We start from the raw sequence: 14,543 nt of genomic DNA on the forward strand, positions 1-14,543 counted from the left end.
GCTTGTGAGGACAGGGAGTTCCGGGGTCAGCCGAGGCTCGCCCACCGCTCGTACGCGGCCGCCCCCACGCCCAGATCCTCCCAGGCCATCCCCGCCGACTTGAACAGCCGAGGCCGCCCCGCGGGCATCGCCACATCGCCCCGCACCAGCTCACCCAGCGTCCGCAGCCGCCCCATCTCGAAGGCGCCCGCGGACACCGCGAGGACGATGTCCCCGCACTCCCGCCGTGCCACCTCGTGCGACTCGGCCACCACGAGGCCGCGCCGCAGCAGCTCCTCGTCCACCTCGCGCGCGTCCGGTTCGTGTGAGCCCACGGCTGCGACCGTCGCGTGGGACGGGAGCAGCGCGCTGTCGAAGAGCGGTTCGCGGGCCGTCGTGCAGCAGCAGACCACGTCGGCGGTCGCGACGTCCGCCGGAGTCGCGGGCGCCGCCGACAGGCCCGCGGCGCGGCATCGGTCGACGAAGGCCGCCACCCGCTCGGGGCTGCGCGCCACCACGTCCACGTGAGCCAGCGTCGGGCGTACCGCGCGGACCGCCTCCACGTGCCCCCAGGCCTGGGGGCCGGTGCCGAAGACCAGGAGGCGTCGCGTCTCCGGGACCGCGAGGTGCTTGATCGCGGCGCCGGACACCGCCGGGGTCCGCAGGGACGTCAGCGCGATGCCGTCCAGGAGGGCCAGGGGCGTGTGGGTCGTTCCGTCCAGGAGGAGGTACATGCCCTGGACACGGGGCAGGTCGCGGGCCGCGTTCTCCGGGGTGACCGTGGCGATCTTCACCCCTGTGTACGACGCCGTGGCGGACGGCATCAGCAGGAGCTGGCCGCCCGGCACCTCCAGGACCCCCCGAGGAGACTCCGCCTCCGGGTCGAGGCCCGTCTTGAGGACGGCTTCCACCGCCTCGACGGCCGTGGACATGGGGACGAGCCGGGCGATCGCCTCGGCGTCGATGTAGGGCGGGGCCTCGCTCATGCCAGGTCCTTTCAGGGCATTTTGCCCGGGAGTGTCTGCGCGCATCGCGTCACACTCATGATCACCCCGCGGTGGCCGTGTGGACCAGGTAGTCGATGACGTCGTTGAGGTCCTGCCTGCGCTGGTGGGCGGCTCTTTGACGGTCGGCGCCGTTCCCCTCGTCCCTGACGCGTGCTCGCGCGGCCCGCAAGAGGGGGAGGCCGCTCTCTGTCTCCAGGGTGGGGCGCACGGCGGCGAAGAGACGGTCCAGGTGCGCCGTGGCGGGTTCGAGCCGGCCGGTGCGCAGGTTGATGCCCTGGCCCGCCAGGCCGTCGCGGGCCGCGCGCCAGCATGCGGCGCGGAGCATCTCCGGCTGGGGGCGCGGGGCGGGCAGAGCATCGTCGATGGCCCGCAGCGCGAGGGTGGCCAGGCCCTTGACCACTCCGGCGAGCAGCAGGGTGTCGTCGACGGTGGGGGCGGCGTCGGCGACCCGGATCTCCAGGGTGGGCACGTGGTGAGAGGGGCGGATGTCCCAGTAGAGGCCGCCGCGGTCCATGAGCGTGTCGGTCGTGAGGAGGCTGTCGAGCAGGTCCTCGAAGTGGGTGCGGGACTCGAAGTAGGGAGGCGGCCCCGCCACGGGCCAGCGCCACCAGGTCATGGTCCGCCAGCTGGCGTATCCGGTGTCCTGCGCCTGCCAGAAGGGCGAGTTGGCGCTCAGGGCGATGAGGGCGGGAAGCCAGGGGCGCAGGTGGTTGCTGAGGTGCAGGGCCGTGCTCAGATCGGGGACGCCGATGTGGACGTGGCAGGCGCAGGCGCTCTGTTCGTTGTCCAGGGCGCGGAACATGGCGGCGCTGCGGGCGTAGCGGGGGCCGGGTGTCAGGGGCGGAGGGGTGCGCTGGCCGAGGACGGGCGTACCGCTGGAGATGATGCGAAGGCCGAGCCCGGCCGCGGCGCGTGCCACCGTGTGGCGTGCCGCCCGGAGTTGGTCTCCCAGCTCCGCCAGGCTGGTGTGCGGATCGGTGCGAACCTCGACCTGGTAGCGGGTGATCTCGGTGGTGACGCGGTCGCCCAGTTCGGTGGCCGCCTGCGCGACGACCTTGTCGGCCTGCGTGCTCAACTGCCGGGAGACCGGGTCGACGAGTAAGTACTCCTCTTCAACACCCACCGTGACGGGCATCAGCCCGTCGGCCGCTCGGTGTCCCTGCCCGCGCCGCGCGGCCGCCGGAGCCTGCTCGTCGGGGGGAGTCCAGTTTCGCTCTTCATGGTGAGCAGTCTGTCACCTATGGTGACCGGGCCGGTATGTGAGCAGCCGCCGCACCACATGTATCCAGTCGACCGGGTCGAGAGGATTCCTTGTGCCGGAAGAGCCGAAAGGGCCGGAAGCGCCGGAAGCAACAGACGTCCTCGTCATCGGCGGTGGGCCCGCCGGTTCGACAGCCGCTGCCCTGCTGGCCCGTCAGGGCTTCCGGGCCACCCTCATGGAGAAGGACCGCTTCCCGCGCTACCACGTGGGCGAATCGCTCCTGCCGTCCCTGCTCCCGCTGCTCGATGTGATGGGGGCGAGAGACCTGATCGAGGAGCACGGCTTCGTCCGCAAGACCGGCGCCTTCTACGGCTGGGGCCGTGAGGAATGGTCGCTGGGCTTCGACGAGCCCGGCCGGCCGGCTGCTTACAGCTTCCAGGTCATACGCTCCGAATTCGACCACATCCTTCTGCGGCACGCGCGAAGCCAGGGCGCCGACGTACGCGAAGGAACCCGCGTGCGCCGCATCGAGTGGGACGGCGACCGGCCCGCCGCGGTCGCCTGGTCCAGCGACGACGGACACCACGGCACGACAGCCTTCCGGTTCCTCGTCGACGCCACCGGCCGCGCCGGCCTGCTGGGTGCCCGAGAGCTGCGTACCCGCAGATTCCACGACGTGTTCCGCAACGTCGCCGCGTGGGGCTACTGGCGCGGGGCACCACCCCTGCCCTGCGCCCCCGCCGGCGCGATCGGGGTCTTCTCGCTGCGTGACAACGGCTGGTTCTGGGCCATCCCCCTGCACGACGGCACCCTGAGCGTGGGGCTCGTCACCGACAAGGGTTCCTTCAACAGGGCGCGTCAGCGGGCGGGTTCGGTCGAGGTCCTGTACCGCGAGGCCCTCGCTGAGTGCCCCCGGCTCGCGCGACTGCTCGAAGGCGCCCGGCCGGCCGGGGACTTGAGGGTGGAAAGCGACTACTCCTACGTGTCCGACCGCTTCTGCGGACCGGGGTACTTCCTCGCCGGCGACGCCGCCTGCTTCCTCGACCCCCTGCTCTCCACGGGCGTGCACCTGGCCATGTACAGCGCGCTGCTCGGCGCGGCCTCGATCGCCGGCGTCCTGCGGGGTGACGTGGACGAGCGCGGGGCCCGCGACTTCTACCAGACCGCCTACCGCCACGCGTACGAACGGCTACTCCTCCTCGTCAGCGCCTTCTACCGCATCCATGACGGGCGCGACACCTACTTCCGGACGGCCCAGACGCTCAGCCACCGCGACCAGCGCGACCTACGCCTGCACGAGTCGTTCCTGAACGTCGTCACCGGCGCCGATGACCTCCACGACGCCCAACAGGACCCCGTGGAAGCAGTGCACCGCAGGCTCACCCAGCCCCTCCATGGACGGCCCTCCCACGGTCTCGGCGGCCACGGCACCAGCCAGATGCTGCCCCTGCCCACCGACCCCGCCCGAGCGACAGCGGGCCTCTACCTCCACCTCGAACCCCACCCCCGGCTGCGCCGCGCGACCTGACCCTCGATGTCCCGCTCGTAGCCCTCGCAGCCCTCGTTGCCCTCGTAGCCCTCATGGCCGGTGGGCACGACGGCTACGCGGTGCGCCGGTTGCCGTTGTCGTCGCAGGGCAGGTCGGCGGCCCGGTGGTGGGTGAGGAAGTCGCGGGTGGCTTGCCGTTCGACCTCGGTGATCGCGCTGGGTTTCACGTCGATGATGCCGCCGAAGGGCCGGTCGACGTCGCGGATGATGCACAGCGTCGACGTCAGGAGAGCCGTGATCACGGTGAGCGCGATGATCTGGCCGCGGTTGTTCTTGCGGGGCAGACAGACGCCGAGAGCCACGACGGTGATCGCGAGGGTGGCGAGCAGGAACCAGAGGATGACGCCGGGAACGCTGGCGGTGGCCTGCGTGAGGCGCTCCTCGCGTTCGTCGGAGCGCTTGTTGTCGGCGGCGATCAGCATGCCGAAGACGGGCTTGCCCTCCAGGGCGCGGAAGGAGCGGCGCAGGTCGGTCGACCACGTGCTGGGCGCCTCCGATCCCTTGCCGTCGGCCATGGCGGGCCATTCCTGGGTGCGTACGGCGCGTGCGTAGCAGATGGCGTCCGCCTGGACCCGTTCCCGCTCTGCCGCCGGGGCGTACTCGGCGATCTCGGTGAGCTGATCGAGGGCCCGGGCCTCGCCGCGCGAGGCGACCTCGCCCTTGCTGTAGGAGCCGGAGGCGGTGACCAGGACGAAGGCCAGCAGGAGGACCGTCAGCGTCAGCAGCGGGCCGACGAGGTCCTTGACGGCCATGCCCGCGTCGTCGTCGCTCATCAGCCGGGGCCGCACGAAGCGGTTGGCCGCGAGCCCCGCGAGCAGGGCCAGTACGGCGATGACGATGACGAGGACCACGGTGACCTCCTGAGCGGGCGGCGGATTCCGCCGTTGCGCGGAACCCGTGTTGATCATGACCTCCGTGCGATATCCGGAAGCGGGGAAACGTTCGCCCGCCTTCGAACGAGCGAACCGCTTGCGCCGGAAAGCCTCCTGCGGCTCCCGCCTTTGATTAGATGAATCTCTATGTTGACGAGTGTCGATTCAGGGAGAAGTCTTGTATTGGCAAACATCGAAACGATGGAGGTGGGCCATGACGGGACAGGACGGCGACCTGCGTGAGCAGGTCCGTGCCAACTACGCTGCGGCGGCGTTGCGGGTCGCCGCTGGCGGAACCGCTTGTTGCGGCTCCGACGGCTGTGGCAGCTCCGACGGGTCCGATGGCTCCGACGGCGTCGAGATCGACGCGGGTTTCGGAGCGGGCCTGTACGCGGCCGGAGACCGTGACGCACTGCCCGCCGAGGCGGTTGCCGCCTCCCTTGGGTGCGGCAACCCCCTTGCCGTGGCCGAGCTGCGTGAGGGTGAGCGCGTACTCGATCTGGGCTCGGGCGGTGGCATCGACGTGCTGCTGTCGGCGCGCCGGGTGGGCCCGAGCGGGAAGGCGTACGGCCTCGACATGACCGAGGAGATGCTCGCCCTGGCGCTGGCCAACTCGAAGAAGGCGGGTGCCACCAATGTCGAGTTCCTCAAGGGCGCCATCGAGTCCGTACCGCTGCCCGCGAACTCCGTCGACGTGGTCATCTCCAACTGCGTGATCAACCTGTCGGTCGACAAGGCCGCCGTGTTCGCCGAGATGTTCCGGGTGCTCGTTCCCGGTGGGCGGATCGGCGTCTCCGACGTCGTGGCGGAGGACCACCTGTCCCCTGAGCAGCGCGCCGAGCGTGGTGACTACGTCGGCTGCACGGCCGGGGCGCTGTCCGCCGCCGAATACCGGGCAGGGCTTGAGGCTGCCGGATTCACGGAGATCGGCATCACCCCGACGCACCAGGTCGCCGACGGTATGCACTCGGCCATCGTGCGCGCCGTGAAGTGACAGCCGGTGCTGCGAAGTGACAGCTAGTGCCGTGAAGTGACAATCAGCGCTTTGTGGTTGGCCCTGGGGCCTACTTGGCGTCGATCTCGGCGATGAGGGCTTCGATGCGGGTCCTGATCTCATCGCGGATCGGGCGGACGGACTCCACGCCCTTGCCCGCGGGGTCTTCCAGGGCCCAGTCGAGGTACGTCTTGCCGGGGAAGATCGGGCAGGCGTCGCCGCAGCCCATGGTGATGACGTAGTCGGACGCCTGGACGGCCTCGGTGGTCAGGACCTTCGGCTTCTGGCCGGCGATGTCGACGCCGACCTCCTGCATGGCCTCGACCGCGGCCGGGTTGACCTGGTCGCCGGGGATCGATCCGGCGGAGCGGACCTCGATCCGGTCACCCGCGAGGTGGTCGAGGAATCCGGCGGCCATCTGCGGGCGCCCGGCGTTGTGGACACAGACGAAGAGCACCGAGGCGAGGGGGAGGGGGGCGGTGGTCATGGGGGCTTCCTTCACAGGCGATGGGTGGCGAGGGGTGGCGGTGGTGAGTGGTCGAAAGGGCCCGGGGTTGGTATCAGCTCCGAATGATGTGACAGTATCAGTCCATGCTGACTTCAGTTGATACTGATGTGATCCGGGTCCTCGGCGACCCGCTCCGTCTGAAAATCGTGACGCTGCTCGCCCAGGAGACGCTCTGTACGACGCACCTCGTCGAGGAGACCGGTGCCAAGCAGACCAACCTCTCCAACCACCTGAAGGTGCTGCGCGATGCGGGTCTGGTGGAGACCGAGCCGTGCGGCCGCTTCACCTACTACAAGCTGCGCCCCGAGGTTCTGGCCTCGGTCTCCGGGCAGTTCGCCGAGCTGGCCGCCGCCGCCCGCACCGCCGCCGACAACAAGAGGGCCTGCTGATGAGCCGCACCGACACCACCCCGCGGACGGACCGGGGCGGGCCGTCCGGCGAGGGCATCGTCGCCAAGCTCTCCACCCTCGACCGCTACCTGGCCGTATGGATCCTGCTTGCCATGGCCGTCGGTCTGGGCCTCGGCCGGCTGATCCCGGGCATGAACGACGCGCTCGCGAAGATCGAGGTCGGCGGGATCTCCCTGCCGATCGCGCTCGGTCTGCTCGTGATGATGTACCCGGTGCTCGCCAAGGTGCGCTACGACAAGCTCGACGCGGTCACCGGCGACAAGAAGCTGATGGCGTCGTCGCTGGTCATCAACTGGATCGTCGGCCCGGCCGTCATGTTCGCGCTGGCCTGGATCTTCCTTCCCGACCTGCCCGAGTACCGCACAGGCCTCATCGTCGTCGGCCTCGCCCGCTGCATCGCGATGGTCATCATCTGGAACGACCTCGCCTGCGGCGACCGCGAGGCCGCCGCCGTCCTGGTGGCGCTCAACTCCGTCTTCCAGGTCATCGCCTTCGGACTGCTCGGCTGGCTCTACCTCGACCTGCTGCCCGGCTGGCTCGGCCTCGGCGACGGCGAGCACCTCGACATCTCCATGTGGAAGATCGCCCTGAACGTCGTCATCTTCCTCGGCGTCCCGCTCCTCGCCGGATTCCTCACCCGCCGCGTCGGCGAGAAGAAGCTGGGACGCGAGGCGTACGAGTCCGACTTCCTTCCCAGGATCGGCCCGTGGGCGCTGTACGGGCTGCTCTTCACGATCGTCGTCCTCTTCGCCCTCCAGGGGAAGACGATCACCTCCCAGCCGCTGGACGTCGTACGCATCGCCCTGCCGCTCCTGGTGTACTTCGCCGTGATGTTCTTCGGAACCTTCCTGCTGGGCAAGGGACTTGGACTCGCCTACGACCGCACCGCGACCCTCGCGTTCACCGCGGCGGGCAACAACTTCGAGCTCGCCATCGCCGTCGCCATCGCCACCTTCGGTGTCACCAGCGGCCAGGCGCTCTCCGGAGTCGTCGGCCCGCTCATCGAAGTGCCGGTACTGATCGCGCTCGTGTACGTCTCGCTGGCCTGGCGCAGGAAGTTCGCGTCCTCCGCGCTGACCACCGGGGCATGACACAGCGGACGGGCGTGGCGGTGATCGGCGGGATCAGGCGTGTTGCCGCAGCATCTGCCCCATCGCGGCGAGCACGGACGGCTCCACCCGGTAGTAGACCCAGGTGCCGCGACGCTCGGAGGTCAGCAGGCCCGCCTCGCGGAGCTTCTTGAGGTGGTGGGAGACGGTCGGCTGGGAGACGCCGACATCGGAGATGTCGCACACGCACGCCTCGCCGCCCTCATGTGAGGCGACCAGCGAGAACAGCCGCAGTCGTACGGGATCGCCGAGCGCCTTGAACATCCCCGCCGTTCGCTCGGCTTCCTCGGCGCTCAGCGGCCGCTCCGTCAGTGGCGGGCAGCAGGGAGCGACGGTCGCGGGGTCGAGGACCGGCAGCACCTTCGTATTCGACATGCATCTATGTTGACACACGTCGAACCAGGTCCGCGAGGGGCGGTGAGGGGGATGGCGGGGCGGCATTGATTAGATATCTGTCTATGTTGACGTACGTCGAATCAGATGCCATGCTGGCCGGACAAGAGATTGACGGATATCGAAACAGTACGAAGGGGAATCGCCGTGACCACTTCCACCACCCAGGTACCCGCCTCCGACGAGCTGCCCGTCGTGGTCATCGGAGCCGGCCCGATCGGCCTGGCAGCCGCTGCCTACCTGCTGGACCGCGGCCTTGAGCCGCTCGTCCTGGAGGCTGGTCCGTCCGCGGGCGCCGCCGTACGGGAGTGGTCTCACATGCGGCTCTTCTCCACCTGGGCCGAGGTCGTCGACCCCGCGGCCGAGAAGCTCCTGGCCCCGACGGGATGGGTGAGGCCGGACGGCGCGGTCTACCCCACCGGCGGCGACTGGGCCGAGAAGTACCTGCGGCCGCTGGCCGACGCCCTGGGGGACAAGGTCCGTCTGAGCACGACGGTGACCGGGGTCTCCCGCCAGGGCCGTGACCGCATCGTCGACGCCGACCGGGAGCGGCAGCCCTTCACCGTGCGCATCCAGGACACCGAAGGAAACGAGCGGCGGATCCTCGCCCGCGCGGTCGTCGACGCCTCCGGCACGTGGTCCACGCCCGGCCCGATCGGCGGCGACGGCCTGCCCGCCCTCGGCGAGCGCACCGCGGGTGCGCGCATCTCCTACCGGGTTCCCGACCTCAACGACCCTGCCGTACGGGCGCGTTACGCGGGCAGGCGCACCGCGGTCATCGGCTCCGGCGCCTCCGCGTTCACCGCGCTCGCCTGCCTGGCCGACCTCGCCGATGACGCTCCGGGCACCCATGCCGTCTGGGTCCTGCGACGTGGCATCAGCGGTTCGACCTTCGGCGGCGGCGAGGCGGACCAGCTGCCCGCACGCGGGGCGCTCGGCCTGGCGGCGAAGGCCGCCGTGGACGGCGGCCACGCCGATGCCGTCACCGGATTCCGCACCGACGCCGTCGAGAAGAGCGGCGAGCGTCTTGTGCTCGTCGCCGAGGACGGCCGCCGCCTCGACCCGGTCGACGAAGTCATCGTGCTGACCGGCTTCCGCCCCGACCTCTCCTTCCTGAACGAGCTGCGTCTGGGCCTCGACGAGCGCCTCCAGGCCCCGGTCGGCCTCGCCCCGCTGATCGACCCCAACCAGCACTCCTGCGGCACCGTCTATCCCCACGGCGTCAGGGAGCTGTCCCACCCGGAGAAGGGCGTCTACCTGGTCGGCATGAAGAGCTACGGCCGCGCCCCGACGTTCCTCGCCATGACCGGCTACGAGCAGGTCCGCTCCGTCGCCGCGTCCCTCGCGGGCGACCAAGAGGCCGCCGAGCGCGTCGAGTTGACCCTTCCGGAGACGGGGGTCTGTGGCGGCGCCGGCCTCTTCGACGAGCCCGCGCAGACCGAGTCCGAAGACAGCGGGTGCTGCGGCGCCCCGGCCGTGGTGCAGCTTGGGACCGGCGCTCCGGCGGCTACCTCCGGCGGCTGCTGAAGCGGCCTGCGGCGCCTCACGCCCCGTGCGTGGGCGCGCGGCAGCCCTTGCCCCGCCAGGCCTCGCGCCCTTCCTTGACGGCGATGGCGGCGATGACGAGGGCGGCGACGGGGTCGGCCCACGACCAGCCGAGGGTGGCGTTGAGGACCAGGCCCACCAGCAGGACGGCGGAGAGATACGTGCACAGCAGGGTCTGCTTGGAGTCCGCGACCGCCGACGCGGAGCCGAGTTCGCGTCCGGCGCGGCGCTGCGCGGCGGAGAGGAACGGCATGACCGCCAGCGAAAGGGCCGCGATGGCGATGCCGGGGACAGAGCGGTCCGCCTCACCGGCGCCGGCCAGCGCGCGTACGGCGTCGACGCTGACGTAGGCGGCGAGGACGAAGAAGGAGACCGCGATGATCCGCAGGGTGGTCTTCTCCCGGGCCTCGCGCACGGCGTGCTCGCGGGCGGAGAACTGCCAGGCGACCGCGGCGGCCGACGAGACCTCGATGACCGAGTCCAGGCCGAAGCCGACCAGCGCGGTCGACGAGGCGATGGTGCCCGCCGTGATCGCGACGACCGCCTCGATGGCGTTGTACGCGATCGTCGCGGCGACCAGGAGGCGTATTCGCTTGGCGAGGGCGTCGCGGCGGGCTGGGGAGGGCCCGAGGGATATCGCGGTCATCAGCAACAGTCCTTCTCGGCGGCGTCCGGGCAGGTCTTGTCCGACTCGACCGCGACGACCGCCGCGAGCAGCTGGTCCAGGGCGTGGCCGAGGCGCTCGTCGGCGAGTTCGTAGCGGGTGCGGCGTCCGTCCGGGACGGTCACCACGAGGCCGCAGTCGCGCAGACATGCCAGGTGGTTGGAGAGGCGGGTGCGGGAGACGCCGAGCGCGTCGGCGAGCTCGGCCGGGTAGGCGGGTGCCTCGCGCAGGGCGAGGAGGGTGCGGCAGCGGATCGGATCGGCGAGCGCGCGGCCGAAGCGGGCGAGTACGTCGATTTCGGAGGCGAGGGTCAGCACTCCATGAGAGTACAGCGGATCCTGAATTCAGCAAACCGTGAATGGTTGAGCCACCCGGGCCCAGACCCCCCTGGACCCCTCAGCCCCCAGACTCTGCCGCGCCGACCGCCCAGCCCGTGCGCGTCCGGGCATGACCTCGTCCGCGCAACGGAGTTGACGAGGTCTCAAATGTTTCCTCGGGCCGTGGTCGCGGCGATACAGTCCGGCAAGGTCGGATCGGTGATCAAGGGGAGGGGCCCGACGTGCTGGAGGTTGTGGCGCTGAGTGCGCTGACCGCCTTTCTCACCGCTGCCGGGAACGGCGCCGCGGGGGAGATGGGCAAGCAACTACTCCTGTCGACGGGGGCGTTGGCGAGAAGGACCATGGGGAGGGAGACGCCGATGCCTGCCGGTCCGGAGGGATGGCAGACGCTGGCAGCCCAGATGCACCCTCGTCTGGGCCGAGACCCCCAGCGGGCGGACGAGTGGGCGCTGCTCGTTCGCAGTCTCCCGGAGCAGGCCGTGGCCCTGTCCGGCACAGGCGGACTGCCGCCCGCCTCAAGGGACTTCACCAACCGGCAGAGAACCCTCAGGCAGTTGAAGCGGGAGGCGACACGCCCCGCCGCCGGGCGGCCACGCGTCGCGCTGCTCCACGGGCCGCCGGGGATCGGTACCACCGCGGTGGCACTGCACCTGGGTGCCGCTCACTACGCCCAGTTCCCCGACGGCCGGTTCTACGTCGACCTGCGCGACGCCTCGACGGGGAACGGCCCGGAACCCGCCACCGTTCTGCTCCGCCTCCTGCGGCAGATGGGCGTCGCACCGGAACGGATACCCGTCACGACGGCGGGCCGCGAACAGCTCTACCGTCAGGTCACCGACGGCCGCAGGGCCCTGGTGGTCGTCGACCACGCGACGTCAGCCGCCCAGGTCCGCAGACTGATCCCGGCCACCCCCGACGTCTTCCTGCTGGTGGTGGTATCGGGCCGTCCCTTCGTACTGGAGGCCGAACGCGTGGCCGTGCCGCCCCTGAGCGACCGGTACGCGGTGCAGATGGTGAGAAAGGTGGCCGGGCCGGAGAAGGCCGCGCGCGCCAAGGCCAGGATGCCGCAGTTGCTCGAGCACTGCGCGGGCAACGCTTTCGCTCTGAAGGCCGAGGCGATGCGCTTGCTGACCGACGAAGCAGACCCGGCCCCGGACGCGGACCCGGCCCCGGAGCCGAGGGCCGACGGGCCGGGCGGCCATCCGGTGCGCGCTGCTGCCCAGCACGCCTGTGACCGTCTCCCGCCGGAAACGGCGCGGCTCGTCCGGTTGACGGCACTGGGCGGCTGGCCCTCCGTCGACGACCGTCTCGCCGCCGCGGCCGCCGGCGTCGCACCCGAGGAGGCGGCACGGATGCTCGCCGAGGCGGCAGACGTACAGCTCCTGGAACTCGCGGCGGACGAGCGCTACCGCTTCCGCCCCGAAGTGCGGCGCTACCTGGCCGACACCGCGGGCCCGGAGCACGGAATCCCCGAATGTTCCGCCGCCGTCGAGCGCGCACTCGACGCTCTGCTGAACCGCGCCCTGCATGCCGCCCACGCCGCCCTGCCGCAAAGCTGGCGCACCGAGCCGGCGCCACGGGACGGGGAGGCGTACCGCGACGAGGCCCAGGGTGTGGCCGTGCTGGCGGCAGAGGTGGCCAACGTCGTCCGAGCGGTGTCCGTCGCACAGGAGTACCAGCACATCACGACCGCGCTGCGTCTGGCCCGAGCCCTGTGGCCCCTTCAACTGAAGGCCGGCCATTGGGACGAGGTACTGCCCGCGCTACGTGTCGCGGCCCGGTGTGCCGACGCACATCACCCGCGTTCGCGCATGGCAGCGGCGTTGCACTTTCAACTCGGCCACTGCCTGGGCGAACTCGAACGCTGGGAGGAAGCCGAGAACGCGGCGCACGCGGCCGTCGAGAGCGAGCGCGCGGCGGGCCATGTGCGGGGTGAGGCATCGGCGGTCGAACTGCTGGGCCTCTTGAGCCTGTACCAATGGCGATACGAGGCCGCCTACGAGCGGTTTGCCGAGGCCGAGCGCGTGTACCGGCGGATCACTTCCGGCCAAGAGGGCGCGCAGGATGTGGCACGTGCTCTCGCGCTGGCCGAGCGCCATCAGGGGCGCGCCCTACGAGGCATGGGGCGGACGGCCGAGTCACGGCGCCTTCTGGAAGCTGCTGCGGATTTCTTCCGGGAGCAGGGCGAGAGGTACAATCAGGCGCGCGCTCTCACCGACCTGGCCGAGACCCTCCACGACGCGGGTGAGCGGTCCGAGGCGCTGACGAAGATCACCGAGGCGGAGGCGCTGCTCACCCCCGCGGCCGCCCCGCATCTGCGGTATCTCGCCGGACTCCGGCTGCGATGCGAGGGCGGCCACTAGGGCCCGTCCGGCCCTGATCCGCCGGACAGGCCCCGGCGGGGTTCCACTGCCCAGGGCTCCACGGCCACCGGATGCACGCCCCCGGCGGCGTGCACACGGAGGGTGAGACCTCCGGACGGCACGATGGCGCCGCCCGCCAGCCAGGCGTACAGCGATGAGGCGTACGCCGCTGGATCGGTGTCCGCTTCCGGGCCCGCGGACAGGCGGAACAGACCGTGTTCCCGGCTGCGCACGGTGCAGCCGTCCGGGCCGTCGACGTACGCGGCGGCCGCACAGTGCGCGTGCCGGCCCAGAACCTCGACCGTCCACACCTCCGCCCCACCCAGGCGTGGGTCGTCCGCGGACCCGTCGCGCCAGATCACGTCGGCCACCTCCAGGTCGCCCGGGTCCCGGGTGTCCTCGTGCACCGCGATGTGTACGTCGCCGACCGCGTCGTAGGGATGGGTGGTGGACCGCTCGATCTCGACGGCCGTGTCACTGACGCGGGTGAGGACGCGCAGCGGGGCCGTCCGCTGTGGCGGCTCGTACGGAGGCAGGGGCAGGGGCTCGAGGAGCGCGGGCGTGGTGGGCTCGGGGAGGTCCATCAACGTATAGAAATGGCGCCGCAGGAGCGCTGCCGATGCGCCTGGAGCCGAAGTGACGAACTCGGCGGGATCAGCGGTTTCGGCGGGCGCGGCGGCCGGGAGGTGCCCTGCCCCCAGAAGCTCCTCCACCTGAGCGCGCAGCGGTCCGTGCGGATCGAGCCGAGGCGCGTCCCCGACGAAAGCGGCGAGCGGCGACTCGGGGTCGAGGCGGTCCTGCCCGGTGGCCGCGAGCAGCACCGGGACACCCAGCGCGGACGCGTAGTAGGAGACGGCGCCGAAGTCGCCCACCACGGCATCGGCCGCCAGCAGGGCTTGCCGCCAGCCATGAGCGGGGTCGATCAAGGTCAGTCCGCTGCGGAGGGCTTGATCCAGCCAGGCTCGAACCTGCCCCGGCCCGTGTCCGTGCCAGATGTTCGGGTGCAGCACGACCGCGAGGCGGTAGTCGTCGGCGGGCAACTCCGAGGTGAGCCGCGGGAGAAGACTCGGCAAGAGGTCATGGCCGCCGCCGCTGCCGAAGAAGCCCTCGGGGTTCCAGGTGGAGTTCAGTACGACGAGCCGCTGGCCCCGTCGCACACCCAGGGCCCGCCGGAAGCGGTTGCGGTACGGGCGCGCGGCGAGCATGCGGTCGAAGCAGGGGTCGCCGCCGAGCACGGAGACGTCCAGGGCCTCCGGGCACACGCGCCGCAGTCGCTCCAGCTGTTCCGGATGCGACAGCACGAGGCCGTCCATGAACGGGCGGCCGTCCGCCAAGAGCCACTCGGGCGACAAACCGAACGTCGGCTCCCGGCTCCCGGCTCCCGGCTCCCGGCTCCCGGCTCCCGGCTCCCGGCTCCCGGCTGGGGGAGTTTCTTAGTATATCCCGCTCCATGCGAGACAATGGACAATTTGCCCTGGATAAAGGGTATTTGACCACCGAAGCTCGCCGAAACCGCGAGATCCACGGGCGTTGAAAGAGCCTGGTCCCAAGGAAGCACCGGGAGGCCCAGGTCGGCGAAGAGCTCCTCGACCCCGCCCTGAAAGGCGGAGGA

The 14,543-nt window shown here is 70.9% G+C and carries 14 protein-coding genes; 6 read left to right on the plus strand and 8 right to left on the minus strand.

Annotation, left to right across the window (positions count from 1 at the left end):
* Positions 1-26: 26 nt before the first annotated feature.
* Together E5671_RS35940 and E5671_RS35945 are read right to left on the minus strand one after the other, a co-directional pair.
* A complete protein-coding gene (locus tag E5671_RS35940; RefSeq protein ID WP_160508015.1) occupies positions 27-965 on the minus strand; it encodes an ornithine cyclodeaminase family protein in 939 nt (312 codons plus the stop codon).
* Positions 966-1,026: 61 nt separating this feature from the next.
* Complete coding sequence (locus tag E5671_RS35945) at positions 1,027-2,109, minus strand: carboxylate-amine ligase (RefSeq protein ID WP_336605943.1); 1,083 nt, start codon at positions 2,107-2,109, stop codon at positions 1,027-1,029.
* Between the two features lie 190 nt (positions 2,110-2,299).
* Between E5671_RS35945 and E5671_RS35950 the strand changes: the two genes are divergently transcribed.
* Positions 2,300-3,715 carry an FAD-dependent oxidoreductase gene (locus E5671_RS35950; RefSeq protein WP_160508017.1) on the plus strand — a complete coding sequence of 472 codons (1,416 nt, stop codon included), beginning with the start codon at positions 2,300-2,302 and terminating at the stop codon, positions 3,713-3,715.
* Positions 3,716-3,788: 73 nt separating this feature from the next.
* Here E5671_RS35950 and E5671_RS35955 read toward each other — a convergent pair whose 3' ends face one another.
* On the minus strand, positions 3,789-4,643 hold the full coding sequence (locus tag E5671_RS35955) for a bestrophin-like domain (RefSeq protein ID WP_202121395.1): 855 nt from the start codon (positions 4,641-4,643) through the stop codon (positions 3,789-3,791).
* Positions 4,644-4,821: 178 nt separating this feature from the next.
* Between E5671_RS35955 and arsM the strand changes: the two genes are divergently transcribed.
* Entirely contained in the window at positions 4,822-5,601 is a 780-nt protein-coding gene (arsM, locus tag E5671_RS35960; RefSeq protein ID WP_160508018.1) for an arsenite methyltransferase, read from the plus strand.
* 70 nt (positions 5,602-5,671) lie between these two features.
* Here the strand turns inward: arsM and E5671_RS35965 are convergent, their stop codons facing one another.
* Entirely contained in the window at positions 5,672-6,088 is a 417-nt protein-coding gene (locus tag E5671_RS35965; protein ID WP_160508019.1) for an arsenate reductase ArsC, read from the minus strand.
* Positions 6,089-6,192: 104 nt separating this feature from the next.
* On the opposite strand from E5671_RS35965, the gene E5671_RS35970 reads away from it, so the two are divergent.
* Positions 6,193-6,498 carry an ArsR/SmtB family transcription factor gene (locus E5671_RS35970; RefSeq protein WP_160508020.1) on the plus strand — a complete coding sequence of 102 codons (306 nt, stop codon included), beginning with the start codon at positions 6,193-6,195 and terminating at the stop codon, positions 6,496-6,498.
* The gene (arsB, locus tag E5671_RS35975; RefSeq protein ID WP_160508021.1) at positions 6,498-7,610 is read left to right on the plus strand and encodes an ACR3 family arsenite efflux transporter; all 1,113 of its coding nucleotides are present in this window, start codon (positions 6,498-6,500) and stop codon (positions 7,608-7,610) included. The genes E5671_RS35970 and arsB overlap by 1 nt, the downstream gene beginning before the upstream one ends.
* A 33-nt stretch (positions 7,611-7,643) precedes the next feature.
* On the opposite strand, the gene E5671_RS35980 is transcribed toward arsB, so the two are convergent.
* Positions 7,644-8,003 carry an ArsR/SmtB family transcription factor gene (locus E5671_RS35980; RefSeq protein WP_160508022.1) on the minus strand — a complete coding sequence of 120 codons (360 nt, stop codon included), beginning with the start codon at positions 8,001-8,003 and terminating at the stop codon, positions 7,644-7,646.
* A 165-nt stretch (positions 8,004-8,168) separates the two neighbouring features.
* Here E5671_RS35980 and E5671_RS35985 point away from each other — a divergent pair, with 165 nt between their 5' ends.
* Positions 8,169-9,548, plus strand: coding sequence for an NAD(P)-binding domain-containing protein (locus E5671_RS35985; protein WP_336605944.1), 1,380 nt, complete (start codon positions 8,169-8,171; stop codon positions 9,546-9,548).
* A gap of 16 nt (positions 9,549-9,564) precedes the next feature.
* On the opposite strand, the gene E5671_RS35990 is transcribed toward E5671_RS35985, so the two are convergent.
* Complete coding sequence (locus E5671_RS35990; RefSeq protein WP_160508024.1) at positions 9,565-10,212, minus strand: cation transporter; 648 nt, start codon at positions 10,210-10,212, stop codon at positions 9,565-9,567.
* A complete protein-coding gene (locus E5671_RS35995; RefSeq protein ID WP_160508025.1) occupies positions 10,212-10,547 on the minus strand; it encodes a metalloregulator ArsR/SmtB family transcription factor in 336 nt (111 codons plus the stop codon). Before E5671_RS35995 ends, E5671_RS35990 begins: the two co-directional genes overlap by 1 nt.
* Before the next feature lie 242 nt (positions 10,548-10,789).
* On the opposite strand from E5671_RS35995, the gene E5671_RS36000 reads away from it, so the two are divergent.
* Positions 10,790-12,931: an ATP-binding protein gene (locus E5671_RS36000; protein WP_160508026.1), complete on the plus strand. Its 2,142-nt coding sequence runs from the start codon at positions 10,790-10,792 to the stop codon at positions 12,929-12,931.
* Here E5671_RS36000 and E5671_RS36005 read toward each other — a convergent pair.
* Entirely contained in the window at positions 12,928-14,232 is a 1,305-nt protein-coding gene (locus E5671_RS36005) for a hypothetical protein (protein ID WP_336605945.1), read from the minus strand. The genes E5671_RS36000 and E5671_RS36005 overlap by 4 nt on opposite strands.
* Between the last annotated feature and the right edge of the window lie 311 nt (positions 14,233-14,543).

The sequence above is a fragment of the Streptomyces sp. BA2 genome, assembly GCF_009769735.1.
Lineage (GTDB): Bacteria > Actinomycetota > Actinomycetes > Streptomycetales > Streptomycetaceae > Streptomyces.

Bases quoted from the DNA above. Each gene is read 5' to 3' on its own strand.
- E5671_RS35965 (WP_160508019.1), bottom strand. From the start codon at position 6,088: ATGACCACCGCCCCCCTCCCCCTCGCCTCGGTGCTCTTCGTCTGTGTC.
- E5671_RS35970 (WP_160508020.1), top strand. From the start codon at position 6,193: ATGCTGACTTCAGTTGATACTGATGTGATCCGGGTCCTCGGCGACCCG.
- E5671_RS35955 (WP_202121395.1), bottom strand. From the start codon at position 4,643: ATGATCAACACGGGTTCCGCGCAACGGCGGAATCCGCCGCCCGCTCAG.
- arsM (WP_160508018.1), top strand. From the start codon at position 4,822: ATGACGGGACAGGACGGCGACCTGCGTGAGCAGGTCCGTGCCAACTAC.
- E5671_RS35940 (WP_160508015.1), bottom strand. From the start codon at position 965: ATGAGCGAGGCCCCGCCCTACATCGACGCCGAGGCGATCGCCCGGCTC.
- E5671_RS35980 (WP_160508022.1), bottom strand. From the start codon at position 8,003: ATGTCGAATACGAAGGTGCTGCCGGTCCTCGACCCCGCGACCGTCGCT.
- arsB (WP_160508021.1), top strand. From the start codon at position 6,498: ATGAGCCGCACCGACACCACCCCGCGGACGGACCGGGGCGGGCCGTCC.
- E5671_RS35990 (WP_160508024.1), bottom strand. From the start codon at position 10,212: ATGACCGCGATATCCCTCGGGCCCTCCCCAGCCCGCCGCGACGCCCTC.